Source organism: Spongiibacter marinus, assembly GCF_016906995.1.
In the GTDB taxonomy this organism is placed as follows: Bacteria; Pseudomonadota; Gammaproteobacteria; order Pseudomonadales; family Spongiibacteraceae; genus Spongiibacter; species Spongiibacter marinus.
Genome location: NZ_JAFBBD010000008.1, coordinates 192,470 through 219,198, shown reverse-complemented (window position 1 = coordinate 219,198; position 26,729 = coordinate 192,470). Strand labels below are relative to the sequence as shown.

General features: G+C 56.0%; 23 protein-coding genes and 2 tRNA genes. 8 read left to right on the top strand and 17 right to left on the bottom strand.

Annotated elements, in window-relative coordinates:
* Window positions 1–34 precede the first annotated feature (34 nt).
* Together HNR64_RS13775 and HNR64_RS13770 are read right to left on the bottom strand one after the other, a co-directional pair.
* Window positions 35–877 (bottom strand): rhomboid family intramembrane serine protease, encoded by an 843-nt coding sequence (locus tag HNR64_RS13775; RefSeq protein WP_204997011.1) that lies wholly within the window; start codon window positions 875–877, stop codon window positions 35–37.
* Window positions 870–1,763 carry an NAD(+) kinase gene (locus HNR64_RS13770; RefSeq protein WP_204997068.1) on the bottom strand — a complete coding sequence of 298 codons (894 nt, stop codon included), beginning with the start codon at window positions 1,761–1,763 and terminating at the stop codon, window positions 870–872. Before HNR64_RS13770 ends, HNR64_RS13775 begins: the two co-directional genes overlap by 8 nt.
* A 66-nt stretch (window positions 1,764–1,829) precedes the next feature.
* Between HNR64_RS13770 and HNR64_RS13765 the strand changes: the two genes are divergently transcribed.
* On the top strand, window positions 1,830–2,723 hold the full coding sequence (locus tag HNR64_RS13765) for a DUF1853 family protein (RefSeq protein WP_204997010.1): 894 nt from the start codon (window positions 1,830–1,832) through the stop codon (window positions 2,721–2,723).
* Here HNR64_RS13765 and HNR64_RS13760 read toward each other — a convergent pair.
* The 4 genes from HNR64_RS13760 to HNR64_RS13745 form a co-directional block, all read right to left on the bottom strand.
* Complete coding sequence (locus HNR64_RS13760) at window positions 2,660–3,604, bottom strand: pyridoxal-phosphate dependent enzyme (RefSeq protein WP_204997009.1); 945 nt, start codon at window positions 3,602–3,604, stop codon at window positions 2,660–2,662. The two genes, HNR64_RS13765 and HNR64_RS13760, sit on opposite strands and share 64 nt — an antisense overlap.
* On the bottom strand, window positions 3,597–4,943 hold the full coding sequence (locus HNR64_RS13755) for a hypothetical protein (RefSeq protein ID WP_204997008.1): 1,347 nt from the start codon (window positions 4,941–4,943) through the stop codon (window positions 3,597–3,599). The genes HNR64_RS13760 and HNR64_RS13755 overlap by 8 nt, the downstream gene beginning before the upstream one ends.
* Window positions 4,944–5,125: 182 nt before the next feature.
* Window positions 5,126–5,202: transfer RNA gene (locus HNR64_RS13750), tRNA-Asp, on the bottom strand.
* Between the two features lie 23 nt (window positions 5,203–5,225).
* Window positions 5,226–5,301, bottom strand: a tRNA-Val gene (locus HNR64_RS13745).
* 245 nt (window positions 5,302–5,546) lie between these two features.
* On the opposite strand from HNR64_RS13745, the gene queD reads away from it, so the two are divergent.
* Window positions 5,547–5,912 carry a 6-carboxytetrahydropterin synthase QueD gene (gene queD / locus HNR64_RS13740; protein ID WP_204997007.1) on the top strand — a complete coding sequence of 122 codons (366 nt, stop codon included), beginning with the start codon at window positions 5,547–5,549 and terminating at the stop codon, window positions 5,910–5,912.
* Window positions 5,913–6,376: 464 nt separating this feature from the next.
* On the opposite strand, the gene HNR64_RS13735 is transcribed toward queD, so the two are convergent.
* The 8 genes from HNR64_RS13735 to HNR64_RS13700 all read right to left on the bottom strand — a co-directional run bounded on the left by HNR64_RS13735 (window position 6,377) and on the right by HNR64_RS13700 (window position 14,865).
* Window positions 6,377–7,396 (bottom strand): medium chain dehydrogenase/reductase family protein, encoded by a 1,020-nt coding sequence (locus tag HNR64_RS13735; protein WP_204997006.1) that lies wholly within the window; start codon window positions 7,394–7,396, stop codon window positions 6,377–6,379.
* Between the two features lie 75 nt (window positions 7,397–7,471).
* The gene (locus HNR64_RS13730; RefSeq protein ID WP_204997005.1) at window positions 7,472–9,628 is read right to left on the bottom strand and encodes a PQQ-dependent dehydrogenase, methanol/ethanol family; all 2,157 of its coding nucleotides are present in this window, start codon (window positions 9,626–9,628) and stop codon (window positions 7,472–7,474) included.
* A gap of 65 nt (window positions 9,629–9,693) precedes the next feature.
* Window positions 9,694–10,269 carry a lysophospholipid acyltransferase family protein gene (locus HNR64_RS13725; protein WP_204997004.1) on the bottom strand — a complete coding sequence of 192 codons (576 nt, stop codon included), beginning with the start codon at window positions 10,267–10,269 and terminating at the stop codon, window positions 9,694–9,696.
* A gap of 126 nt (window positions 10,270–10,395) precedes the next feature.
* Window positions 10,396–11,226: a crotonase/enoyl-CoA hydratase family protein gene (locus HNR64_RS13720; protein WP_204997003.1), complete on the bottom strand. Its 831-nt coding sequence runs from the start codon at window positions 11,224–11,226 to the stop codon at window positions 10,396–10,398.
* On the bottom strand, window positions 11,223–11,786 hold the full coding sequence (locus HNR64_RS13715; protein WP_204997002.1) for a nitroreductase family protein: 564 nt from the start codon (window positions 11,784–11,786) through the stop codon (window positions 11,223–11,225). Before HNR64_RS13715 ends, HNR64_RS13720 begins: the two co-directional genes overlap by 4 nt.
* Window positions 11,786–12,298 carry an SRPBCC family protein gene (locus HNR64_RS13710; RefSeq protein ID WP_204997001.1) on the bottom strand — a complete coding sequence of 171 codons (513 nt, stop codon included), beginning with the start codon at window positions 12,296–12,298 and terminating at the stop codon, window positions 11,786–11,788. The genes HNR64_RS13715 and HNR64_RS13710 overlap by 1 nt, the downstream gene beginning before the upstream one ends.
* A 149-nt stretch (window positions 12,299–12,447) precedes the next feature.
* The gene (locus HNR64_RS13705) at window positions 12,448–12,870 is read right to left on the bottom strand and encodes a PilZ domain-containing protein (protein WP_204997000.1); all 423 of its coding nucleotides are present in this window, start codon (window positions 12,868–12,870) and stop codon (window positions 12,448–12,450) included.
* Window positions 12,871–12,984: 114 nt separating this feature from the next.
* Window positions 12,985–14,865 carry a beta-ketoacyl synthase N-terminal-like domain-containing protein gene (locus HNR64_RS13700; protein ID WP_204996999.1) on the bottom strand — a complete coding sequence of 627 codons (1,881 nt, stop codon included), beginning with the start codon at window positions 14,863–14,865 and terminating at the stop codon, window positions 12,985–12,987.
* Window positions 14,866–14,986: 121 nt separating this feature from the next.
* Between HNR64_RS13700 and HNR64_RS13695 the strand changes: the two genes are divergently transcribed.
* From HNR64_RS13695 to HNR64_RS13685, 3 genes are all read left to right on the top strand, one after another.
* Window positions 14,987–16,006 carry a GlxA family transcriptional regulator gene (locus HNR64_RS13695; protein WP_204996998.1) on the top strand — a complete coding sequence of 340 codons (1,020 nt, stop codon included), beginning with the start codon at window positions 14,987–14,989 and terminating at the stop codon, window positions 16,004–16,006.
* A gap of 88 nt (window positions 16,007–16,094) precedes the next feature.
* On the top strand, window positions 16,095–16,955 hold the full coding sequence (locus HNR64_RS13690) for a CvfB family protein (protein ID WP_204996997.1): 861 nt from the start codon (window positions 16,095–16,097) through the stop codon (window positions 16,953–16,955).
* Window positions 16,952–17,398, top strand: coding sequence for a pyridoxamine 5'-phosphate oxidase family protein (locus HNR64_RS13685; protein WP_204996996.1), 447 nt, complete (start codon window positions 16,952–16,954; stop codon window positions 17,396–17,398). The genes HNR64_RS13690 and HNR64_RS13685 overlap by 4 nt, the downstream gene beginning before the upstream one ends.
* Before the next feature lie 30 nt (window positions 17,399–17,428).
* On the opposite strand, the gene HNR64_RS13680 is transcribed toward HNR64_RS13685, so the two are convergent.
* Together HNR64_RS13680 and HNR64_RS13675 are read right to left on the bottom strand one after the other, a co-directional pair.
* A complete protein-coding gene (locus HNR64_RS13680) occupies window positions 17,429–20,551 on the bottom strand; it encodes an efflux RND transporter permease subunit (RefSeq protein ID WP_204996995.1) in 3,123 nt (1,040 codons plus the stop codon).
* On the bottom strand, window positions 20,548–21,798 hold the full coding sequence (locus HNR64_RS13675) for an efflux RND transporter periplasmic adaptor subunit (protein WP_204996994.1): 1,251 nt from the start codon (window positions 21,796–21,798) through the stop codon (window positions 20,548–20,550). The genes HNR64_RS13680 and HNR64_RS13675 overlap by 4 nt, the downstream gene beginning before the upstream one ends.
* 112 nt (window positions 21,799–21,910) lie before the next feature.
* Here HNR64_RS13675 and HNR64_RS13670 point away from each other — a divergent pair, with 112 nt between their 5' ends.
* Window positions 21,911–22,534: a TetR family transcriptional regulator gene (locus HNR64_RS13670; RefSeq protein ID WP_204996993.1), complete on the top strand. Its 624-nt coding sequence runs from the start codon at window positions 21,911–21,913 to the stop codon at window positions 22,532–22,534.
* A gap of 20 nt (window positions 22,535–22,554) precedes the next feature.
* Here the strand turns inward: HNR64_RS13670 and HNR64_RS13665 are convergent, their stop codons facing one another.
* Window positions 22,555–24,939 (bottom strand): CHASE domain-containing protein, encoded by a 2,385-nt coding sequence (locus tag HNR64_RS13665; protein ID WP_204996992.1) that lies wholly within the window; start codon window positions 24,937–24,939, stop codon window positions 22,555–22,557.
* A gap of 360 nt (window positions 24,940–25,299) precedes the next feature.
* Here HNR64_RS13665 and HNR64_RS13660 point away from each other — a divergent pair, with 360 nt between their 5' ends.
* Window positions 25,300–26,433, top strand: a complete 1,134-nt coding sequence (locus HNR64_RS13660; protein WP_027872857.1) for an NAD(P) transhydrogenase subunit alpha — start codon at window positions 25,300–25,302, stop codon at window positions 26,431–26,433.
* 9 nt (window positions 26,434–26,442) lie between these two features.
* On the top strand, window positions 26,443–26,727 hold the full coding sequence (locus HNR64_RS13655) for an NAD(P) transhydrogenase subunit alpha part 2 (RefSeq protein ID WP_204996991.1): 285 nt from the start codon (window positions 26,443–26,445) through the stop codon (window positions 26,725–26,727).
* The last annotated feature ends 2 nt before the right edge of the window (window positions 26,728–26,729 follow it).

Here is a 26,729-nt window from a genome sequence, read left to right as displayed (position 1 = left end):
AGACGAGAATTATAACAGAGTGAGTAGTGCTAGCTTATACGCTTTTGCGCCGCAAAAACGATGCGCCAATGCCGAGCAATACGCCCATAATCAGGCCGGAAAGGTGAGCAGTGTTGGCGATTTCCCCCAGCCCGAGCAGGCGGGTAAAGCCTGCCATACACACCACAAGCCACACCAGCATGACCACGGCAACGCCCTTTACCAGTGGCAGTGACTCAGCTGGCCGCAGTCGATTCCAAACAATGATATAGCCAAGCAAGCCGTAGATAACGCCCGACATACCGCCAAATAGCGACACCGACATCATCGCCTGCGCCATGTTTGAAGCCGCTGCAATAAGTATCACTATCGCCAGCAGCGTCACACTGCCCTGCCGCTGCTCAATCATCCCGCCCAATTCCCATAGCCACAGGCCATTAAAGGCAATATGCAGCAGGCCGAAATGAAGAAACATCGGGGTTAACAGCCGCCACCACTGCCCAACTGGCCAGTCGGCGACAATCTTACCCGCGCCGAGATCCAAGGGGTAAAAGCTCAGCGAAGACACCGCACGAAAGCTGCTATCCACAACCGGTAACAGCGCCCCAAGAATACTGAGTAACAACAACACCGCCACCGCAGGCCGCTGGCGAAGTGAGCGCGACTGCACTGGCTGAGGCGCTGCCACTGAGTGGCGAGTAATGTGCAGCTCGCCACTGCGCAACTTTTGGTAGAGCTCTGCCACAACGGCAACCTGCTCCTCATCACCGACGCGAAGAATTTGACTCCCTCCCTCTTCAGCAATGTGGTGAGCAACGCCCTGTTGCCACAGCAAAGCAGAAAAGTCGGCTAAATTCTCATCGAGAGGAAGGCGTAGCGCGATATAGTACTCAGTCATCGTCATCCCCGGCAGGCAGATGCGCCCCCCAGCCCAATTTATCGCGACAACTGGCATAAAAGCTGTGATCAAGGGGATGGATGAGCTTCATACGGTGCGGCTTTTTACGCACCGTAATCACATCGCCCGGCTGACTGGTCATGCGCAACTGGCCGTCGCACGTCACCGGTGGCTTCGCGGTGTTGCAGTCGCACACCACCATGCTTATTTCGCTTTTACCATCAATGACGATAGGGCGACTGCTCAGGGTGTGCGGGAACATTGGCACGATGACGATTGCATCCAAACGCGGGTGCATAATGGGGCCACCGGCAGACAGCGAGTACGCGGTAGACCCCGTGGGTGTTGAGATAATTAAACCATCGGAGCGCTGGCGGTAGACAAACTCGCCGTCGACAAATAGCTCGAACTCCATCATATGGCCGCTGGTGCCCGAGTTGAGCACTACATCATTGAGGGCGTCGCCTTTACCTACGCGCTCACCACCGCGCATCAGTTCCACGTCCAACAGGAAGCGCTTTTCCAGGCGGTAATGGCCATCCAATACCGCGCCAACTTGGCTCTCTATTTCATCGGGTGAAATGTCGGTGAGAAACCCCAAGCGGCCGCGGTTCACGCCAAGCACAGGGGCATTGTGTCGCGCCAAGGTCCGCGCGGCGCCCAACAAGCTACCGTCGCCGCCCACCACAATGATCAAGTCGCAAATTTCACCGATCATCCGGCGACTGCAAACCCGGAGGCCATGACCAGACATTAAACCGGCGATTTGCTCGTCGAGTACGGCGCTGAGCTCTCTCTGCTGGAGATAATCCAACAGGCGTTTAAGCGTGACGGCGACACCGTTGCCTTCTCGGCCGATGACCCCTATATTGCGGAACTGTTCCATAATTACTGCTGCCATGCGCGGGGCCGCCATTATAACCAGCCCACGTGAATACAATGCAAACCTTGTGTGCGTCTGAGCAAACCAGGATACCGATCTATCAAGCCATTAGACCTACAGCACTTCGTCTCGCCCTATACTCGCGCCCTGGCATGGGCTTGTTTTTCAGCGCCGCTGGTCAACATCGGCGACCACCCAGCGCTTGCGCTCACCCCCGAGCGAATGGCATGGCTGCAGTCGCTGGACAACGACGACCAACCACTGCGAAAACACCTACAAGAGCGCTGCAAAAGCCCACGCTTAGGGCTGGTCTTCGAGTCCTTGTGGCACTTTTTTCTCGAACAGGATCGCAGCACCGAACTGATCGCTCACAACTTACCCGTCCGAAATGCCCGCGGCAGAACCCTGGGCGAGTTCGATATCCTCTATCACGACCACACCCTGCAGCAGAGCTTCCACCTGGAGCTGGCGGTTAAGTTCTTTCTCGCCATGCGCCCGGGTGACATTCCGCTATCGGCGTGGCTGGGGCCCAATAGCGCAGATCGCCTCGACCGCAAGCTCGAGAGACTGCAAACACACCAGCTACCGCTAGCTAACAGCCCGGAGGGGGCGTTAGCCATGTCAAATGTCGGTATCGAGCACTGCAAAGCGCAACTGAGGGTGGCTGGCGTCCTGTTTTATCCACAAGGGAAACGCGCAACAAGCGCCTGTCTCAATAACGACCACCCCAAGGGAACGTGGTTTTCGGTTCAGCAATTCACCACGCAGAAAACCGAAAAAGAGCAAGCAACATGGCGCCTATTAGAAAAGCCTCACTGGCTATCGGCAGACTACCAGCAAACCCAGGGCATCGAGAAAGCGCTCGCGCTGGCGACCAAGCGCCCGCAAATGTTGATAAATCAAAAGTTAGAGCGCTGCTTCGTTGTCCCCGAGCATTGGCCGCTAATCCCCAACACAGATTGATTAAAGAGTGCTGGGTGGCCACTTCTCCCCTGCAAGCCCCCCGAGTGAATAACCAGCACCCGGGACTCCCCCGCTAACTCACCGCGCTTATGCATCGCGTCGACGGCAAAGCAAAGCTTTGCGGTATAAACCGGATCAAGGGGCACGCGCTGCTGTGCTTCAAAGCGCAGAATAAACTCGCTCAGCTCATCACTGACACGACCAAAGCCCTTACCCGCAAAACGATGGTCCAGATGCCAGTTTTTTCGCGGCGAACCTAAGTCGTCAAGTATTTGCGCAATATCGCGCGCCATAAAAGCCTCGGCCTTGAGAACGGGTATACCCAATATACGTGTCGAGCCCGCAACCGCCGACGCCAATCCCGCAAGCGTTGCGCCCGTTCCACAGGCCGTAACAATCAATGAATAGTCAGCACCACAGTCTGGCAGCAGCGCCGCGATATCCGCGCAACCCGATGCGCCGAGCGCATTGGCACCGCCCTCAGGAATAAAATACGGACGATCAAAGCCGCGCAGGAGACTGGCGATATATTCAGGATCATGCCGTCGACGGTAGTCACTGCGGCTCAGATGAACCAGGCGCATACCCCAGCGCCGAAGGTCTGCCATGCAGGGCGTCACTTGAGCCTCATCCGCGCGAATGAATGCCGCCGTCGGCCAGCGATTGTGGTGCCCCCATGCCGCCAGGGCATGCAAATGATTGGAATACGCGCCACCCAGGCTCACCAAACACCGCGCACCCTGCTTTCGGGCTACGGCAATATTTTCGCGCAGCTTGAACCACTTATTCCCAGGGGCCAGCGCATCAAAGCGATCCAGACGCAGCATATCCACTTTGGGAGAGTGATAAGCATCAAGCGGTTGAATAAGGGGCTCAGCCACCGCGATGATCTTTGCAGCGGTCGCTCTCCCCTTCGCGGAATAACTTGGGGCGCATTACTTTAATCAGCGGTTGCCCACAGTATTCGCCGGCGGGATTTTGGTGGCGACAAATCGGCAGCCGGTAATGCTGCAACCAACGCTGATAGCGCTCCACACTCACCTCGCAGCGGTGGGCGGCAAATGACTGCGGGTCGCGCAAATACGATGGCATTTCTTCTCGGTCGATCACCAGGTGCTCAATACCCGGGTGATAGGCAACAAACACAACGCCTTTCTCAGCCATATCTTGCAGCATTTTGCTGTCGTCATTGAGCAACAGCTCTCGATTCTGCTCTCGCAATCGGCTCAGCTCACTGCGCAGCTCCACAATCTCCGTGGAGCGCTGATAGAGCTCATTTTCACGGCGATTCAAGCGCTCTTCAAATTCCACCGCCTGCTGCTGCAGTTTAAGCTTTAGTTCCTTCTCATAGCTCTTGCGCAATTTTTCTAATTCTTCGGAATAAGCACCCTGGCTGCCTGCCGACTCCAGTAAACCTTCATATTCGGTTTTTTGCTCATCGAGCAGCTGTTGCTGCTTATTTAGGCTGGCCTCAAGTTGACGCCGCTGCGCCACCTCGCCCGCTAGCATCTCTTTTAACGCCGCAAGCTCGTCATTTTTTTCCGCTAGTTGGCGACTGAACTCCTCTTCAGCGGTCTCAAAACGTGACTGATGCTTTTGCTGCACTGTTGCCAGGCGCAACTGCTCCGCGCTCTTTAAGGCCTTGAGTCGCTCCCGATAGCGACGATGGAAGATGGGGGTAGCCGAGTCCGCCGCCACGGAAACCGACGGCTCCGCATCCCCCCCCTGCGGGGGTACATGACGGCGAAAAAAATCCGATACCGTTGTTTGCTCGGGCCCGGTGTTCAGGACATCGCTGACAATACCCAAGCGGTTGCGCTGCACCGCGGCGACCAGAGCCGAAAAGGTCTGGTGCCCTTCCATTACTGGATCCCAGAGTTGATTGCGATACCAAGACACCGGGCAAGCGCTGTGACAAGCAACTTTCGTTACACCCCCACCAAGATCGGGGCCGAAGCTGGCATGATCAAGTAAGTGGCGAAGCGGGATGTTCCAATTTCCGGTGATACGGCCGCGCTTGTCAAAGCTGATGACAAAAAAAACCGCTCCGGTAATTTTCATTTCTGTGTTGATTTGTACGAACACCGCCTGCAATTGCTGGCCGGCAAAATCTGGCACACCGACAACGTCGTCCAGCACCGCTTCGAACTCGGCGAAGAACATCTCCTTCACAACCTCGCCGTCGCGAATAAACATAATGGCTTCGGTAAGTGCCGACACAGAACTCTCCACAACAAATCTTCACTAGCAGTAATATAGCGCTAAATCGGCGACACAAAGGGCACACGACATAGAATTGTGACACAACAGATTGCGGAGTTTACAACTTGAAAAAGAAGATAGGTATAGAAGAAAGGAGGTCTTTTACATGGCGCTAAAGAGAGGCTTTAGCGTGTTAAAGTTGGCGGACCGGACGGGACTCGAACCCGCGACCTCCGGCGTGACAGGCCGGCATTCTAACCAACTGAACTACCGGTCCGCATACTTTAAACAACCTCGATTTGGTGGGTGATGACGGGATCGAACCGCCGACCCTCTGCTTGTAAGGCAGATGCTCTCCCAGCTGAGCTAATCACCCCTCTCAATCGAGTGAGGCGCATTCTACAGTAATCGCTTTTCTTGTCAAACCTCTCCGATAAGTTTTTTTAAAATTTTATGAAAAAAACGCTATCCAACTGATTTCGCTTATTTTTCGTACAAAAAGAAGCTCATTAATTGTTCATTCTGCACAGCAAATGAACAATTGGATTTAGCGGCATGCTGTACAGCTTATACACAGCTGATTACCATAGCCGCCCCACTCGTTCAGCCAGAGATTAATCTGTGGAAATTTTCAAAGAATTTACTTTTGAAGCCGCTCACCGCCTACCCAACGTTCCCGAAGGGCACAAATGTGCACGACTGCATGGGCACAGTTTTCTACTACGCATAGTGGTCGGCGGGGAACCTGATAGCCACACTGGCTGGATTATGGACTTCGGTGATATCAAAGCTGCCGTTAAGCCGATTATCGACCAATTGGATCACTACTATCTCAACGACATCCCCGGCCTAGAGAATCCGACAAGTGAAAACCTGGCGATCTGGATTTGGCAGAAGCTCAAGCCGCAATTGCCTGCGCTACTTCGGGTCGAAATGCGTGAAACCTGCACCAGCGGTTGCAGCTATGCGGGCCCTGGCGCGCACTGAAATGCACCATCTATGAGCATTACCGTGCGCCACACTGCAACATGGTGGCGTTTGGTAACACGTTACATAAATCAACTATTGACGTAACACTTATTCACAGTTAGGGCTGCTGTAGCAAATGTGACAAGCTTAGCGCTCAAAAGTCATACAAAAAATCACAAAAACATCACAAGCTATTGTTTTTATTGACTTTTGCAATAATGGCTAAATTTTGAACAATTTGTTACAAGGCCGATTCCATCGTACCTAGCGCCACAAACTGACAACTTACCCACTAACTTATCCACAGATTATGTGGAAAACTGGTAACCTCAGTGCAAAACTTCAGGCGTTACCATAGGGAATGCGTTAGACACAATCGCGCGCCCCGAATTTATTCAACAAATTTGTTATATGGGCAGCGCATGTAAGGGTAAATACGGATAAGCCGGGGCGACGGGGGCCCCGGCGATGATAGAGGGGGATCAGGCCATCTCGAGCACGACTTTTCCGGCAATCTCACCCCGGTCAAGACGCTGATGGATCTCAATAATGTCATCCAAGCGTGCGCGCTCGGCGATTACCGGCTGCAACTCTCCCGCGGCCAGCATGGCAAACAAGGCCCTTACATCGGCGATAAAATCATCGGGCTGTTTCTCACGCCGGGTTTGAATATTGTAGAACCGCGTTTTCTTGCCATCGGGCAGCAACTTCCACAGACCCAGTAATTTGGCAAAGCCAAATATCACACTGGGCACGCTCTCCTCTCCCGTTGTCAGTTGCAGGGCACCAAAGCCCACCAGACATCCCCCTGACTTAAGGCAGCGGTATGAGCGCGACCAGTTTTTGCCGCCGATGGTGTCAAAGACCGCATCGACGCCTTCGCCACCGGTTAAACGCTTTATCTCCGCCTCAAAGTCACTGCTGCGGTAATCAATATGGGTTGCCCCAAAACGCTCAATCACCTCTTTTTTAGACGCTGAGCCCGTGCCATACATTTTTAGCCCCATATGGCGCCCCAGCTCCAATAACGCCGTGCCCACGGCACCGCCGGCAGCGTGAATAAGGCAGCTCTGCCCCTCGCGCATATTGGCCTCGCGGGTCAACATTTGGTAGGCCGTTGTATATGACAGGATCATGCACACTGCCGACGCCGCATCTAAATTAGGCGGCGCGGGCACGACCTGGCTTGCGGGAACACAGAGATACTCGGTGTAGCCGCCGATCACTGGCATATCCGCCACCGCATCGCCCACCGCAAAGTCGCTAACCCCGTCACCCACGGCATCAACAACACCGAACCAGTCGTAACCGGGTGTAAAAGGCGGCTTCTCCTTCACACCAACGTATTGCCCCTGGCGAATAATGGTGTCTGTAAAGCCGGTGCCAGCAGCCAGCACTTTCACGCGTAATTCGCCGACGCCGGGCTCAGGGAGTGCCGTTTCTCTTTTGATGACCAGTTTCTCCGGGCCACCAAAGGCTGTTAATTCCACTCGCCGGTACATACCTTTTCTCCTGTCGCTGACACTCAAACTAAAAAGAGGCCATTCGGCCTCTTCATAAGGGCTTGCTAAACGACGCTACGTCAGTAAGCCAACCAACCAGGCCAAACCAGAAAAGAACCAGGCTTTAATATCGCGCCACCACTGTGGTTGCTCACGAAGCTCTTTATTGATATTCGCCTGTTCAAGAATATACGCGTGAACGGCGTAGGCCTGCTCCTCGTTGAGTACATCGCCAAAGCCGACCATCCCGAGCTTACTCATTACCCCATCAAGCACGATGGCATTGAAATTGTCATGAAATGCACGAGGCAAGTGACGAAGATCAGGGATCGCGCCATTCGAAATAACTTCTGTGCCGTGGCACGCGCTGCAATAGGCGTAATAGAGTTCACGGCCTTCGTTTAATACGGCCTCGTCTTCGGTCAGTCTCGGCGGCGGCTCGTGAAGCTGCTTTTCAGGATTGTCGGGCAAGGCACCCGAGGCGCCCAGCTTAAACGTAAGCACCCGGCTCGGTGGCGGCGCATGCTCTCTTTCCAGGCCGGCAATCAAGCCGAAGGCACCGCCCCATCCGACCAAAATAGTTACGTACTGCTCACCGTCTATTTGGTAGCTGACCGGGGGCGCCATAACGCCGGTTTTCGCATCGAAGGTCCACAGTTTGTCACCGGTTTTAGCATCGACGGCAATCACCTCGCCCTCGGCAGTGCCCTGGAAGACAAGGCCGCCTGCGGTCGCCAACAATCCGCCGTTCCACGTCAATTTATGAGGCAGCTCCCACGCCGCACTTTGGGTCTTCGGATCCCACGCCAGCAGCGAGCCACGCGTCATTTTGGTGGTCATCAGCTGCGCCAAAATTGGGTCCGGCAACGGCGGCTGTTGCAGGGGAATACCGAGGTTCCACTGCCCCCAGCGATGCAAGTAGTCCTGCACGTCCTCGTACTGGAACAAGCTGCTGATCGCAGGAATATACACATAACCCGTCTCGGGGCTGTAGGCCATTGGCTGCCAGTTGTGCGCCCCCATTGATGAGGGACGAATCAATTCAGGGCCGTCTGGGTAGCGGGCAATGTCGGTTTCTACCGGCCGCCCTGTCGCCATATCGTAATGCGTTGCCCAATTCACATCGGCATAGGGCTCGGCAGAGAGTAATTGGCCATTCTCGCGATCAATCACGAAGAAGAAGCCATTTTTCGGCGCGTGCCAGATCACTTTACGCGTTGCGCCATCCACCTCCATATCGGCAAGCATAATGTGCTGAGTCGCCGTGTAGTCCCATGTTTCAGCAGGCGTCTCTTGGTAATGCCAGAGGTATTCACCACTGTCGGGGTCCAGGGCAACAATGGACGAGAGGTAGAGGTTGTCACCCCCTTCGGGGCTGCGAACGCGGTGATTCCAGGGGGAGCCGTTACCCACGCCAATGTAGAGCTGATCTAACTCATCGTCGTAGACAATGCTGTCCCACACGGTGCCACCACCGCCGTACTCCCACCACTTGCCCGTCCAGCTCTCGGCAGCTTTGCGCATTGCATCGTTTTCAAAGCCATCGGCCGGGTTGCCGGGAACGGTATAAAAGCGCCAGCGCAACTCACCGGTGTCGGCATCAAACGCACTGACAAATCCGCGCACGCCATATTCAGCGCCGCCGTTACCAATAAATACCAAGCCTTTCGCAACGCGAGGCGCTCCAGTAACGGTATAGGGGTAGGCCTTGATATCGGCGCTTTGCACCTCCCAAATCACCTCGCCGCTGGCAGCGTCCAAGGCGATCAAGCGCGCATCCAGACTGCCTACGAAGACTTTACCTTCGTAAACGGCAACACCTCGGTTAACGACATCGCAGCAGGCCATTTTTGCCCATTCGCGAGGCACTTTCGGGTCGTACTTCCACAGCAGCTCGCCACTGCGCGCATCGAGTGCGTAGACCACACTCCAGTTGCCTGTTACGTACATCACGCCATCAACAGTGATGGGCGTTGCTTCCAAGCCCCGGTTGTATTCTGTGTCAAACGACCAGGCGAGCCCGAGATCGCTGACATTGTCGCGGTTAATCTGCGCAAGTTCGCTGTAGCGTTGCTCTCGGTAGTCCTTGCCGTAGCTGAGCCAGTTTTCATCAGGATTACTGGCGATCTCGGCGGTACCCACCTCTTTGGCGGTAAGGGCAAATGCCGAGCTACCTACTACCATACTAGCGAAGGTCAGCAGTAACGCTGCCCAGCGATATCGATCTGTCATAGTGAGCCCCAGTGACTGTCGTTTATTATTGATTTATGTCGAGAATGGGGCCGTGACGCTCGCGTCTACTGCTTTTTAAGCCCGCGCATTCCCTTATAAAAATTGGCAATTTCTGCCAAGTCAGCATCGTAATCCCCGGTAGGGAAAAATGCCGGGCCCAAGCCCATTGTTTTTGTATTGCTATCCACATAGCCCAAGATCACCGGTACACCGGCGGCTTGCGCGATATGGTAAAAGCCGCCTTTCCACCGGTTCACCGCGCTGCGTGTGCCCTCCGGGGTAATAATCAACATCATCTCGTCGCGCTGACTGAATTCTTCAGCCATCTGCTCAACCATATTGTGGTTTTTGCGACGGTCGACAGCGATACCACCGAACCACTTCATAATGGCGCCGAGGGGGCCGCGGGGAAACAGGGTGTGTTTTCCCATCCAGTGGACATCCAGCCCCAGAACGAAGGCGATCACCATCATGGTTGGAAAGTCCCAGTTGCTGGTATGCGGCACCGCGATCAGCACACATTTTTTGTGCTCTGGCTTTTCACCCAATATTTTCCACCCCAAAAGACGCGTGGTGAGCTTGAAAAACGGCCGGAGGAAAAAGCGGATCAGCGCACTCTTGAAAATCGTATTTTTTTGCATTGATTATTATCACCGAGGCAGCATCTAAGGCGCTGCAGGTTACAGGTAGTTTACCAACAGAAGAAAGGGGAACAAGCTCGGTCGAGCAAAATCCCCCTTTCCTAAACGAATAGTAATCTTGGCTGACTAGTCTTTAAAATCTGGCGACTCGCCGTTTGCCGCGGAGATTGCCAGCATCGCGTCTTCTTGGCTGAGCATTCCCGCATTCCATGTGGCGACGTAGTTCAAGGCATCTTCGACACTGTGGTCGCGACTGTAACGGATCATTTCCTTGGTGCCCCGCACGGCCAGGGGTGACTTGCGAGCAATACTCTGCGCCAGCTCTGATACCGCCTCGATCATTTCCTCGTAGGAGTTATAGGCGGTATTGACCAGCCCGATGCGCTCCGCTTCCGCCGCACCCACGTTGCGACCGCTCAGCGCCAACTCGCTAACACGGCCAGGGGAAATGAGCTTGGGAAGACGCTGCAGGGTGCCTACATCGGCAACGATGCCGATATCGATTTCCTTGATAGAGAACTGTGCATTATCAGCACAGAAGCGCATATCACAGGCGCTGACCATGTCGATACCGCCGCCGACACAGTTTCCCTGAATCGCCGCGATTACCGGCTTTCGACACAGCTCAATGGCCGTTAAATTGGCCTGTAGGGACTTGATATGGCGCCGAAACCATTCGATGCGGCGACCCAACTCGGGCTGTTTCGCCATGACCTCAGCCAAACCGGCAAACATTCCCAGATCGATACCCGCACAGAAATTCTTGCCCTCGCCGCACAATACAACAGCCCGAACGCTACTCTCACCATCACACCACTCAAAGCACGCTTGAAGCTCACTCCACATCGCCTCATTCATGGCGTTGGCTTTGTCGGGGCGGTTTAGCGCAACCCACGCCACATGCTGCTCCATACGCAGCGCCAGGGTTTCATACACGGGGGGTTCAACAATATTCATAGTCCAGTCCACTTCTCAACAAATTCGTTCGGCGCCACTGCGGGCAAGGGTTTGGCTGCGCCATCGCGACTGCCGACGTATAAAAATCCAATGACTTCTTCGTTTTCTTGCATACCCAGACCAGCCATAACCTGGGGGTCGAAGGCGTGGTCGCCGGTGCGCCAAATAGCCGCGTAGCCCATCGCCTCGAGCGCCAACAGACTCGCATGTGCCGCGCAGCCAGCGGAAAGTAATTGCTCAATTTTGGGCACCTTTGGGTGCGCTTGCACGAGCGCCGATACCACCAGAATCATTGGTGCACGTAGGGGTTGGCGGCGAAAACGCTGCAAATCCGCTTCGCCAAGTGTCGGGTTTCGGCGTTTGGCAGCATCGGCGTAGAGCTCGCCAAGCCGTGCGCGCGCATCACCCTCTATCACTCTGAAGCGCCACGGCCGCAGGCGGGCGTGATCGGGGGCACGGGCCGCTGCGGCAAACACGTCGGCCATTTCGCTTTCACTCGGCGCCGGCTCAGCTAATTTGCTGGCAGAGTTTCGCTGTTGCAACAACTGTAACGCGTCCATCACTGCCCCTCTCCGACTGCCTGAGTCTCAGCGTGGTTAACCGGCTCGTCAGCCCGGGATTCATAATAGGCTTTCATATTGAGGCTAATGGTGCGGATGATTCCGCGAAAGGCGCCGGCCATCAGGCGACGATACAGGAGTCGCCCAAAACCTCCCCACCGCATATCAAACATGAGACTGGTCGTCAGCGCGGTTTGGCCGTGTCCGGCGTCTTCGAGGCGATAGCGAAACTGGGCTTTTTTAAAGGGCGCGGCAGGCCCTTTATTCTCGCGGTGCAAGCGGATAACAAAGCCACTACCTTCACTCCACTCGGTAACGGTTTCATCCATCCAACGGCCCATTTTTTGGTGTACCCGACGGCTAGCACCGACGCCATGCCGCTGTTCACCATGGAGCTCACAGCGCAGCACACCGGGAACATAGTGATGGGCCAGCGTCAGATCTTGCAGCAGCGCCCAGGCTCGATCTCTGGGCAGTTTAATCAGCACCCGAGAGCTCGCTTCGTGATTCATCTATTAACGTCCTCTATTCTCGCATCCCTGACGGGACGAGTATTCAATCATGAATCCCGCGTTCTGTCTTGCTCGACACAAATGTACCGACATCTTGACGACATCTGGCGATAGGAGGTTTTTTTGGGGAAATGGCGGGGAGGACGATCTCAGCCCATGGCAAAGCGTTTATCGAAATCGGCTGCAAAACGGTCTATCCACTCGGCCGCAGCCTCTTCACCAGTGAGTATGCGCCCTTCATTTTCGGCGACCTGTTGGCGATAGGCCTCTATCTGACAGACCTGTTCCACCATACGAGCCCGGTAGGCGTCGCGACCCGAGCAAAACTCAATACCCAATTGGTATTGTTGGCCACGACGGCGACACCACACCACGCGGCCCAAGCCGGTGTAGTCAAACGACAGCGACGGCACGCGAAACCGGATATCACAACCGGGCTTTACCGGCGTTTCCACCTGGCAACACAGGCCCGCAACACTGACATCGCATGCTTGAGCAGGACAAACGCCCGGCTCTTCGATAACTTCGACATCAACCGGAATATTACTTGGGTGGCGTAAATACTCTCGCATCATGCTCCCCCTTTATCTGCCGATTTCTACACCGTCAGTTGGCCAGAAAAAAACGCACAGCAGCATCCGTAGTTGCCGGAGGGTATTTAGCCGATATCCGAGGGGTAACGATTCTTACTGCGCATCCTCACTGGCCAGCCAGGATGTGTAGGGCGATGTATTGGGCAGTTCCACGCGCTTCAGCCAGCCGGCAATGCCGATACTATCGGCCTGTATATCCAGGTCGTCAGATTCAAGCACTCCCTCGCCAAACTGGTAACGCACCGACAACTCACCGCGAAGCGCCGCCTCATCATAGGCATTCGCTTGAGCGACAGACTCTTCTCGGCGCTCGCAGTAGCCTTTCCAGGCGTGGCTGCCGTGACGCCCCCGCAATAGGCGTTCAGTGAATTGCGGCGACAACAGGCACACACTGGCGTTGTTACCACCAAAGCCTTTGGCATTAAGAATTGCCGCATCCATGCTGTCTTCTTCAAGTTCGAGGTGCGACATGGGCAAGTGCAGGTTGCTGCGCTGCACATCGTCGGCAATGTGGTCAATGGTGGTGATACCCGGCAGGATATTGTCGCGCCATATCCCCAGGCTGGAGACTAACTGATCGCCGGAGGCCGCGCCGATACTGTGACCAAGGTAGGCTTTAATAGCGGCGACAGGCCAGCGCTCAATCCCGAAGGCCTTGGCGGTTTCGTTAAGGATATGCGACTCACTCACACGGTTCTGCGGCGTGCTGGTGCCATGCGCCTGAACGAATGAGCGCGTCTTAAGCGCGTGCTCGCCAATAATCGCCCCCGCCGCTGAGGTTGCCTTGGCAACAGTAAGGTAATTCCCCACGCCCGGCGATGAAATGGACTTCTTATAGCCATCGGCATTTACAAAGACCTCGGGCACCGCGGCATGCACCTGCGCGCCCAACTCAAGGGCCAGCGCGTCGTCAAACAACACGACGAACTGACTCGCCTCAGCAATGGTAAACCCGCAGTTGCTGCTGAACGGTCGACTTGCCCTGCGGTAATCCGCTTCGCTACGCCCCGAACCGGCATCCAGCTTAAGCAAGTCAGCATCCGTGGCCAAGGCCCCCATGGTGGCGTAACCATCCATCACCCGTGGATCTATTCCCGCTTCCGCTGCCCCCACCACCGCAACGCGCACGGCACCACTGCGGATGTCTTGCACGGCCTGACGCAGGTTGTAGAAAAACGTCGCACAAGCTCCCAAGCTGGGCCCAGTGCCACCGACATTCCCCAACACATAGGCACTGACAAAATCGGCGGGCATATCGGCTAAGCCCAGTGCCAGTTGCTTGGAGCTAACGCGGCCACCGTTGGCACGCGCGGCCAGCAGACCGCCAAAGCCAGCATCATCGAGCTGCGCCATTGCCGAGCTGGCGTACACAGATATTTGGTCAGGGTGGACACTGGCGCGCACCGTATCCCAATCGATCCCCATCGACTGCAAGGCATCGGACGCCCCGAATACTGATAATTGCAAGCCCCGCGGATGATTGCGGGCACTGTAGTAATTGCTGGGATCAAAGCCCGTTGGCAGTTGCCCCGCACTGGAAACATCCATTTTGCGATGCGTCGGCAACAGCATATCCAGTCCACCGTCGAGGGTAACCGCCACCTTACCGCCACCGATATCACGCAGCGCCCAGCCCTCAGGCACACACTCGGGCAATTGCTTGGCGGAGGTCACAAACTCAAACTGCCCCGCTCCCCCCTCTAGGTGCAGTCGCTTGTTCCAGGCCACCTGCTCGACATCAAACGCCGCGGACTCGATTTTGCGAATCAGGGTATGCGCCAGTATATGTTGGCGGCGTTCTGCCTCTGGCATGCGTTCATCCATTCCCATCAAGGCAGCAAGGCTTTGCAGGGTGCGCTGCTGCGCCGCCAGCGGCAGTGCATCAAGCACCAGACGGCGATAGCCGTGATGAAAAGAACTGCGCCCTGCAGGATTAACGCCGCCAAAACCAACAACCACGGGTAAATGACTCACTGACACACCACCTCAACAACACGACTCGAATTTTCAAGCCAGCAGTGTACGTAGCCAATCCCCGGCATATAGTGATAAATTGGCCATTAAATATGGCATTAACGACAACAGTGTCAACATTATGCAACGTCAACGACATATAGGCCTACTCGGCTTTAATCATGCCTTAGCCACCAGCCTCTGCCTGCCAATGGAGCTGCTGCAGTCCTGCAACCACCTATTTCTCAGCCGGCGGCAGAGCGCCCCTGCCAAACTATCGACGATTAGCCTGGAGCCCTCCCCTATTAGGGTTTCCGGGGGAATTCAGCTGGACGTCGATGAGGTATTGAGCGACGAGCGCCCGCTAAACGACTGGCCTCAGCCCGATATTTTGATTATTGCCAGTCGCTGGCGTCACCCGCTTCGCGGTGGCCCGCAGCGCCGGGATGTACAGCAATGGCTTCGCCAGCTGGCCTTGCGCGGCTGCGAAATTTGCGCCGTTGGTAACGCCAGCTACTTTCTCGCCGAGGCCGGTTTGCTCGACAACCGACCGGCGACCACACACTGGCACTATTTCGACGACTTCGAGCAACGCTACCCCAATATTCAAATGCAGCGCGACCACTTAATCACCCAGGCTGGCTCGCTGTACTGCACCGGCAGCGTGAATAGCGCCGCCGACCTAATTATCCACCTCATCGATCGACACTGGGGGCCGGAGATTGCACAGCGGGCAACACAGCAATTTTCGCCAGAAAGCCGCCAGCCCTTCGCCAATCAGGCCTACCGGGGCGAACACAGCGCACGCCACGGCGACGAAGTGATCGCCCTGGCCCAAAGCTGGATGCATCGACACCTCGCCGACACGATCAACATGAAAGAACTGGCTGAGCGCAGCGGGCTAAGTCAGCGCAGTTTTCAGCGCCGCTTTCACCACGCCTGTGGTCAGTCACCCCTGCAGTATCTGCAGCGTCTTAGGCTGGATGCCGCGCGAGAATTACTCAAGAATACCAACTTGGCTATCGAGGATATCAGCCCGCTGTGCGGCTATAGCGACGTCAGTTACTTTGGCAAACTATTCAGGCAGTACTATTCCATGACGCCGGGGCAGTTTCGCCGCAGCGTGCGACGCAAGCTCTTTGCCATCGATAGCGGCGACTGAATACTCATCAACACAGAGCAGAACAACACTGGCGACGCCCTCTATCTAGCGTCATAATCGCGATCCATTGAACCGCCGAGGAAATACCATGCCCGCTATCGGACGCATGAACACACTCACCGTCAGCCGTATTACCAGTGACGGCACCTATCTGGACGGCGGCCAACTCGGCGATATTTTTCTCAATGCCCGCCAAAGCCCGCAGGACTGCAGCGTTGGCGACGTATTGGAGGTTTTCGTGCTGCACGACAACGACGGCAGCTTAATCGCCTCCCTACAACGCCCCGAGCTGTTGTGCAATGAAGTGGGACTGCTGCGGGTTAGCGCGATCACTACTGTGGGCGCCTTCCTCGACTGGGGGCTGAATAAGGAGCTATTGCTCCCACACAGCGAACAGCTTGGCACCGTGCGAGAGGGTCAGGCGGTATTAGTCATGGTATACACTGACCTGCGCGGCAGACTGGTCGCCACGATGCGACTGGACAAACATATTGCCGACAGCCTGCACAGCCTCCCCGATAATGCAAAACAGCGGCTAAGCAGCGGCGACCGCGTTAGCATTCACGTCGCGAACAAAACCGAGTTAGGCTATAAATGTGTCGTAAACCATTGCGTCTGGGGACTGCTGTACGACAGTGAACTGAATAAGCCTCTGCGTCGCGGCGAGCGCTTATCGGGGTGGATACAGCGCGTTCGCCCGGACCAGCGCCTGGATTTGACGCTGAACAAGCCAGCCCGGGAACGCGCGCCCGATATCGCCGAACTCATATTGCGGCAGCTAGACGCCAATGACGGCTTCCTTGCGCTCGGTGACAAAAGCCCCCCCGAGGCGATCAAGCGCATTTTTGGCGTCAGTAAAAAAGCCTTTAAGCAAGGCCTGAGCCGACTATATAAAGAACGAAAAATTATTATCAGCGACCGCGGAATCACCCTTAACAAGGGTGAGTGAATCGCGATTGTATAGAGGGCACCCTTCCCATGCAGGACACCAGCTTTGTCGAGACCGCCACCATTCCCCTGCGCCTGAGCGCCATCGATAGCGATGGGTTTCCGGTGGTTTGCTCACTGTGGTTTTACTATCGCAATGGCTGCTTCTACTGCGCCAGCCATCGTTCATCGAAAATTATCCGGCTGCTGGAAGCCAACCCCAACTGCGGCTTTGAAGTCGCGGTGAACTCCATTCCTTATCGCGGCGTGAGAGGCAAGGCCGTTGCCGAGCTGACCAGCGACAGCCAGGGCGAAGTACTGTCGTCACTAATCGAGCGCTATCTCGGCGACAGCAACCGCGACCTGGCCAATTGGCTGCTAAGCCGCAAGGCCGATGAAGTGGCGATCTGTCTGCACCCCAAAACCTTCTCCAGCTGGGATTTCAGCGCGCGCATGACAGACTAAATCGCGAAGCGTTTTTATTTACCACAGCGATTACTCACCACCGCGCTTCAAGCGTTCGCCCAGGCTGGCCATCAGTACGTAAAACAACGGCACAAAAACCGTGGCCACAAAGGTGGCCATCAGCATGCCGCCGATCACACTTGTCCCCAGCGCGATACGGCTAGCGGCGCCGGCACCACTGGACAGCGCCAGCGGCAAGCAGCCCAGAGTAAAGGCCAGTGAGGTCATAACAATAGGACGAAAACGCAGGCGAACCGCTTCCATTGCGGCGTCCACAATAGCCATGCCTTTGTCGCGCTGCTGCATGGCAAACTCAACAATCAAAATGGCGTTCTTACTCGCCAAGCCTATCAAACACACCATGCCGATCTGGAAGTAAATATCGTTATCCAGGCCGCTCAGCCATGCCGCAAGTACCGCCCCAAGCAGGGCAAAGGGCACCGACATTACCACCGCGGTCGGCATCAACCAGCGTTCGTACTGCGCCGCCAAAATGAGAAAGACGATCACAATCGCCAGGATGAAGGCCTTGCTGGAATTACCGCTCGACGACTTCTCCTGGTAAGCGCTGCCCACCCAGCCAATGTTAAAGTCCCGACCCAGCACCTCCGCAGCAACGCGCTCTAGCGCCGCAATGGCCTCACCGGAGCTGTAACCGGGTGCAGCCGACCCCAGCACTTTGGCGGCATTAAAGCCGTTGAAACGGGTGACCGCATCGGGGCCCACTACCCGCTCTACAGTTAATAGCGAGCCCAATGGAATCAAGCTGCCTTCCTGCGAGCGCACAAAGACTTTCCCCAAATCGTCCGGGGACTGCCGAAATTCCTCTTCGGACTGCAAATTCACCTGAAAGCTGCGCCCAAATAGCGTGAAGTCATTCACGTACAAACTGCCAAAGGTCGCCTGCATTGTGCTGAACACATCGGCAACAGGAACACCCAGACTCATGGCTTTTTCCCGGTCTAGCGTCAGCTTGTACTGCGGTGTATCCATTTGGAATGTGCTGTATACGCGGCTCAACTCCGGCTGCTGGTTCGCCGCCGCCACCAAGCGCCAAACGGCGGCGTTTAAGTCTTGCAGGCTGCCGTCGCCCCGATTTTGCAGGTAAAACTCAAAGCCCCCTGTGCTGCTCAAGCCGATAATGGGCGGCGGGTTGAACGCCATCATTCGCCCGTCGAGCAGGTCCGCACCCAAAGCAGGTATAGCGCGGGCTTGCGAAATAGAGTCCAGGCCCGGTTGCTCGCGCTCGGACCAGTCGTCAAACATTATGAAAGACGCTGCAGCATTCGTCTTCAGCGTGGAGGCGAGAATATCGAAGCCGGAGAAGGTCATGATGGACTTGACCCCCGGCTGATCCAGAACGCGCGTAGCCATCGCGTCTGCTACCGCACTGGTGCGCGACAGGGAAGCCGCCGGAGGCGTGCTGTAGGCCATCATCACATAGCCTTGATCTTCGGCAGGCACCAAGCCCGCTGGCATACGTGAGAAGACCAACAATGTGACCGCCACAAGCAGGACAAACAGGCCAGACGCCCGCCAACGATGACGCAGAAAACTGGCGGTAATACGAATATATAGCTCACGCAGCCAGTCAAAGGCGCGCTCAAACCCGGCAAGGAAGCCGTGGCGCGGCTCCTCGCTGTGAGCGTGTTGCTTTAACATTAGCGCGCAAAGTGCCGGAGTCAGGGTGAGCGCCACGATCCCGGAGAGCACCACCGACACCGTGATCGCCACAGCAAACTGCCGGTACATTTCCCCCGTTAAACCGTCGACAAAAATCACCGGCAGGAACACCGCAGATAGCACTAACACGATGGCCACCAGGGGGCCGCTAACCTCTTCCATCGCCTGGCGCACGGCGTCCATGGCCGAGCATTTTTGCTCCGCCATAATACGCTCGACGTTTTCAATCACGATAATCGCGTCGTCGACAACAATACCGATGGCCAGGATCAAGCCGAACAGCGTTAGCAGATTGATCGAGTAGCCGAGAATATACAGCCCGGCAAAGGTTCCCACTATCGATACGGGGATCGCCAACAGCGGAATAAACGTGGCGCGCACATTTTGCAGGAACAAAAACATTACCAGGATCACCAGCAGCAATGCCTCGAAAAACGTGGCAACTACCTCCTTGATCGAATGCTCTACAAATACCGTCGCGTCAAAAGCCAGTTCTATATCCACACCATCCGGTGCGTTTTCTTTAACCTTGGCCATGACCTGTTGAGCGGCCTTGGCAGTTTCCAGAGCATTGGCGCCGGGGCGAAGATACATCGCCACGGGGACCGCCGGTTCGCCGTTGAAACTGCCGCGAAAGGAGTAATCTTTCGCGCCCAGCTCAACCCTGGCAATGTCCCCCAAATGCAGGCTGGCAGAATTTGGCTCGGCGCGAATAATGATGTTTTCAAACTCTTCTACCGTCGCCAGCCGCCCTTGCGTGCTCACGGCATAAGTAAAGGGTTGATCGCTGGACACGGGCTCGGCGCCAAAACTGCCCGCCGCAAAATTGGCATTTTGCTCGCGAATGGCTCTGGCGACATCTGCCGGTGTCAGGCCCAACTCAGCCAGTCGGTCAGGCTGAAGCCAAATACGCATGGAATAGTCGCGCGCGCCCATCAACCGTGCGCTGCCAATACCCGGCAGGCGGCGCAGCTCGTCGATAACATTGAGCAGCGCATAGTTGCTTAAATAGATGGCATCGTACTGGGGCAATTCTGACGACAGCGAAAATATCATCAGGATATCGGTCGAGCGTTTATCCACCGTAATACCCAAACGCTTTACGGCCTCGGGAAGGCGGTTTTCGGCAACCGCAACACGGTTACTCACATCAATCGCAGCCTGGTCTGGGTCGGTGCCAGTCGCGAAGGTGATATTGATACTGACCCGGCCCGCCGCAGAGGCCTGGGTATTCATGTACAACATCCCTTCAACCCCGTTCAGCTCCTGCTCCAACGGGGCGGCAACGGTCTCGGCCAGGGTTTCCGCATTCGCGCCGGGATAGGCGGCGGTAACAACGATCTGTGGCGGCAGGATTTGCGGGTATAGCGAGATCGGCAACTGACCGACCGCCGTGGCACCGGCGATCAAAATTAGCAGTGACAGAACAATCGATAATACCGGCCGTTCGATGAAAAAACGCGCGCTCATTGCACGACCTCACTGGCTGGCTGAGACAGTGCCCCCACTTTCAATCGGGCGCGTTGGTCTGCAAAGTTGGGCGTGGGGCCGTAGTTGTGGGCTAATTCTATTCGCTGAGGCGCCAGTAACGATGACGGTCGCACGCGCACCAAGCCCTCTACCACCACTTCTTCACCCGCCTTTAAGCCGGCATCGACAATGCGCCCACCGTCCACTTCCAAACCGAGTCGCACCTGTCTTACCTCGGCGCGTTGCTGCGCATTCACTACATAAACGAAGCTGCCCTTCGCATTTTGCAGCACGGCCCGTTCGGGCAACACCAGGGCATTGCGGCTGTACAACCCCTGCAATCGCACTCGTACAAATTGCCCAGGTAGCAAGCTGCCGTCTGGGTTAGCCACGGTCGCGCGAAACTGCACAGTACCCGTACGCCGATCAATGGTGCTGTCGCTAAAATCGATATGCCCCAGGTGTGGGTGCTGCTGGTTACCGGCCGTCTCTATCAGCACGGCGCGCTGGCTCTCGTCGTAACTCAACTCACCATCCTTGAGCATACGCCGCAGTAGCAGCACCATTTCATCTGGCAGCGAAATGTTTACCCACAGCGGGTCTAACTGGGTAATGGTTGTGAGCAGGCTGTTATTCGGCCCGACCAGCGAGCCCTCGGAAACCCGCTCACGACTGGTCATGCCTGATATTGGCGCCCTCACTTTGCAATAATCTACATTGATCTGCGCAGCGCGCACTTCGGCCTCTGCCAGCTGCACTGCTGCCCGGGCCTGCTCCAGCCCGGACTCGGCATCGTCCCGGTCGCGCTGGCTAATGGCGTTGCTTTGAATCAGCTCGCTGGCACGTCGCCAACGGCGCTCTGCCGACGACAAACTGGCTCGCGCGTTCGCCAGCTGAGCACGGCTGCGGCTCAGCGCAACTTCAAAAGGCGCCGCATCGATCTCGTACAGTAATTGGCCTGCCTCGACCCGCGCGCCCTCGGTATAGCGCCGGTGCAATAAGATGCCCTCTACCCGCGCGCGAACCTGAACCTCTTTCGAGCTTTCCATGCTGCCCGGGTACTGCCCTCCAACGGGAACATCTTCAGCTTTCAGAACGACCGTCTTCACGGGCTGTGCGCGCTCCTCTGGCGCTGGCGGCGGCGTTTGATCGCACGCAGCAACAAGCAACAGCGTTGTTACGGCAACCAGCACGTGGCGAAAATGGCGTGAATTTCCGATGCTGAGCAGCGGCGCATAAGCGTTCATAGGGGGGACTTCCGAGCCAATCAATCAGGCCGGGTACTTTACATACATGCGTGCACGTATGTAAAGTACCCGGCAATTACAAAACGGTTATTTTCAACGGCAAGCACACCCTATGAGACGTTCGAAAGAAGACGCGGAAGCCACCCGAGAAAGCCTGCTAGGCGCCGCCGAACAGATGTTTGCGGAACAGGGTATTCACAACACCCGGCTCAGCGATGTGGCAAAGGCAGTTGGCGTGACACGAGGGGCCATTTACTGGCACTTTAAAAATAAGGATGAATTGATCAGCGCAATCATTGATCGCCTGAGCACGCCACTGGAAACGGCGATGCAGGCACTGCTCAAGGAGGCGGCCTCGGGCACAATGACCCTGGACGCGCTGGCAGAGACCCTGGTGTTTTCTTACCAACGCTTACTGGAAGTGCCGGCGGCAGAAAAAATCACCCGTTTCACCATGCGCTACAGCCTCTGCAATGAATCGCCGGTTGTCAGCGCCCAGCTCACTCGAAATCGGGACCAAAATATCGCCCGGCTAACGCAGATTATCGGTTACGCGCAGCAGCACGAGCTTGTGCGCAAGGATCGCAGCGCCCGCCAATTGGCACTTTATATTCGCGCGCACATTATGGGCATCTATCATCAACACCTGTCCTCATCGGAGCTTTACCCCAATGGACTCGAGGATATTCGCTTGTCGATCAACCTGCTGTTCGAAGGCCTGAAAGCCGACGCGTAATGTGTCGCGCCGGGGGCTTGTTATGCCTTCCCAGGGGGCGCCGAAGCCTCCAGGCTCAATGGCAAACTGATAGTGAAAATACTGCCCTCGCCCGGGGTTGAAGAGACGGCAATTTCACCGTCGAGTTGTTGGCGAACGATACTGTAAACCAGATGCAAGCCGAGTCCAGCGCTCGCCGCATTGGAGCCGCGACGGGTAGTAAAGAACGGCTCAAAGATACGCTCACGCACCGCATCCGCCATCCCCTGACCATCATCACTGAAGCGCAAGACAACGGCTTGCTCCGCGCGCTCCACCGACAGGGTAATTCTCCCCTGCTGCCCCGCAACAAACGCGTGACTCAGCGCATTGTTCATCAAGTTGACGATAACCTGAGTCAATCCTCCCGGGACCGTTTCTATGTAAATGTCGCGGGGGCACTCGAACTTCACTTCGTGTCCTGCGCGACGATAACTCGGAGACAGGTGCAGCAACACATCGTGAAGGTAGTCATGCAGGTTAATTTTCCGGCGATCCTCGGAGGACTGGTCCACAGACACCTGCTTAAAACTGCCTATCAAATTTCCGGCGCGCTGCAGGTTATCCAGCACCATGGTTGCCGCTTCATTCATGCGCAGCAAAATGGCATTGCGGCGCTGCTTGTCCGCTTCGTCAGGCACCAGCTCTGTAAAGGCCTCAAGTCGCTCCAGGTCGGCCTTAAATGTGGACTGCGCGGTGATGGCAATACCGATGGGGGTATTCAATTCATGAGCAAAACCGGCAACCATGCCGCCCAGCGCCGCCAGTTTTTCTGCCTCGACCAGCTGCCCTTGCGCATCGCGCAACTGTTTGACGGTTTCCGCCAGCTCGCGCCCGGATTCATCAGAGTGATACTTGGCCCCGGTCAACACCAGCAGCGACATCCCCAACAATCCAACAAACAATAACCCGGTGGCCAACACCCCCCAGGGCATCACCGAACGGCTGTCGACCAAGAATTGCTGATTGCCACTGATCTCGAGACGCCAGGTTTGATCGGCGAAGCCCAGCTCCCACACACGCCGAAATATCTCGCCTTTGCCATCACTCTCTCGGCCATCTGCGGCAAAAAGCAGCTGGGGCTTGCTTTCAGCACTCAATAGCCGCAGGGAAATACCCTGCAAACTCTCGCCCTGTAGGGCCGCGGACATCAAATCCCCCAGGCGAAACACGCCGGCAACATAGCCTTCCAACGCCCCATTTTTTATCACCGGGAAATAGACAACCTCGCCCAGCTGTTGCCCCCGCTCTTGTATCAAGCGTATCGGCGCTGTCGCCGAGGGCTCACCACTGGTGGCGGCCTTCATTAAGGCATTGCGGGCAATCGGATTAGAGCTGATATCGTAGCCATAGGCACGGCGGTTGTTGCTTAGCGGTTGTATATAGCGAATCACCACATAACTTTCGCGGCGCGACGCCCGCATCCGCGTGCCATTGCGATCGACCTCCGTAAACACCACGGGCTCGCCAAGCTCCTGGCTCATTAGGCGCTCGAGCTCACCCCTTTCTGAATGAGCTATCACCCGATTCCAGGCAATACCCTGGAAGCCAGGGTTGCGCTGCAAGGCCCCCTGAACAAAACGCCTGAAGTCCTCCGGCGTCACCTCAGATGACGACACAAAGAACGCCTGCGCCGCGTACAAGCTCTCAAAATAACTGTTCAACACCGCATCGCTACGCTGATACAGCTGCCCTGCGTGTCGCTCAAAGGCCGTTTCCTGACGAGCCAGCTCCCAACGGCTGGCGAATACGTATAAAAGAACAATGACAACAGATGCCAATAACTGCACCCAAGGGAGCACACGGTTTCGACTTCGCCAAATTCCTCTGGGCTGGGCTCGGTAGACAAATATCAACGGGGCCACCAGCATCACCCCGAGGCCGTCCCCCACCCACCAGGTAAACCAGTTGTAGGGAATGTTTCCTGCCGCTAGCGCGCCAGCCTGCCACAGTGCCGCAGTCCCCACACTGGCGTTGAGCATGCTGCCACCGCCGCACACCAACACAATAAACTTCAGCACATCGCTACTGGTATCCAGGGTGATGGGGTAACCAATAAAGCGGCGCAACAAATACACCGACACCACCGCCTGCACGGCGGCACCCAGCGCAATAATAAAAGGCAGCTGGGCGGACGCTGCCCACGCCGCTATGCCTTCCCCCCACACCAGAGCCCCGTAGCTATTTACCGCGAACGAGCCCAGCGCGACGGCAGGCCAAAATCGGTAGCCGTGCAGGAGTATCACCACCAGCGCAATACCCGCCGAGGGCGAAATCGCCGTGGCATACCCAGGCGGGATCGCCAGCAACAATGCCAACCGCCCAGCTAGAAAATAGCCGAGCGCCGTGAGCACGAAGACCTGCAGCGACGCTTTAGATATCTGCATTAGATGTCTGCACGTTGAGCGCTCAGACGCATGATTGACCTTCCTCCTACCGCGCACGCGGCAATGCCGCTGCCGCCGAGCTTTCGCCCACCACAAACCGTTAATACAACCGTAGTCTAGAGAAAAGCCCCCAGCGAACTAATAGGTAAATTCGCTTAAAACACCCTCGGGGGTATCGACATCGAGGATCGACGCCATCAGCCAAATGAATTAGGCCATAATGAAAATTTATAACAAATTGAAGCAATTAGCTTAAATTAGCGCACCGCGGTTTTATCGCTTCTTGGCGCTCAATGTAATATGCTATGCCGCTTTTACAAAACGCAACACCAAACCAAAATCAACAATGGATCTTTAAAGATGCTCTTAGGAATTCCAAAAGAACTCGCCTCTGGGGAGAATCGAGTTGCGATCATTCCGAGCGACGCCAAGAAATTGGTCCGCGCGGGAGCCGCAGTTCAGATTGAAGCGGGGCTCGGCTTGGGCAGCGGTTTTAGCGATCAGGAATACGTCGATGCCGGCGCAACCGTTGTCGCAGACCGCAATGCGGTACTCTCTTCAGCAGACGTTGTCTTGCGCATTAGCAAGCCCTCTATTGAAGAAATCAAGCAACTCAAAGCCGGCTGCATTCACGTCAGCTATCTGGACCCTTTCAACGAGCACGAGCTGATTAAGGCCTTCCGCGACCAGCAAGTGACGGCGATCAGCATGGAAATGATTCCACGCAGCACGCGCTCACAAAAAATGGACGCGCTCAGCTCGCAGGCCAGCCTGGCTGGTTATGTGATGGTGCTGCTGGCAACCACTAAACTGCCACGTATCCTGCCAATGATGATGACGCCAGCCGGTACATTGAAGCCCGCTACCGTATTCATCATCGGTGCCGGTGTTGCCGGTCTGCAAGCCATTGCCACCGCAAAACGCCTGGGCGCCAAAGTCGTTGCCTTTGATACCCGCGACGTCGTTGCCGAGCAAGTTCGCTCGCTGGGCGGCAAGTTCCTCGAAATCGACCTCGGTGAAACCGGGCAAACCAAAGATGGTTATGCCGTCGAGCTCACTGAAGAGCAGCGTCAACTGCAGCTCGAAGGTCAGAAGAAACAGATTGCCGAGTCCGACATCGTTATCACCACTGCCCAGGTATTCGGTCGCAAGCCGCCTGTACTGGTCACCAAAGACATGGTTGCTGGCATGAAGCCCGGCAGCGTGATTGTCGATATGGCCGCAGAAACCGGCGGTAACGTCGAGGGCTCTGTAGCCGGCGAAACCGTTGAAGTGGACGGCGTAACAATCATTGGTAATGGCAACTGGGCTAACTACGTTAGCCGCGACGCCAGCCAAATGTACTCATCCAACCTTTTCAACTTGGTTGACGAAGGCTGGGACAAAGAAAAACAAGCGATGGTTATCGACTTCGAAAACGACATTCTGCAGGGCTGTGTGATTACTCACAGCGGCGAAATCGTTAACGACACCATCAAAAACCTGATTAAGTAGGAGACAAAGATGGAAATTGTATTTCTTGCTTTCATCTTGATGCTGTCGATATTTCTCGGCTTCGAGCTGATCAACAAAGTACCCGCAACGCTGCACACTCCGCTGATGTCGGGCTCAAACGCTATTTCCGGGATCACCCTGGTCGGTGCACTGACCTCAGCTGGTGCCGAGCACACCCAGCTGGCAACCATTCTTGGTACTGCCGCTGTCGCGTTTGCCACCATCAACGTTATCGGCGGCTATATGGTTACCGACCGTATGCTGGCCATGTTTAAGAAAAAAGAGGACGCATAAAC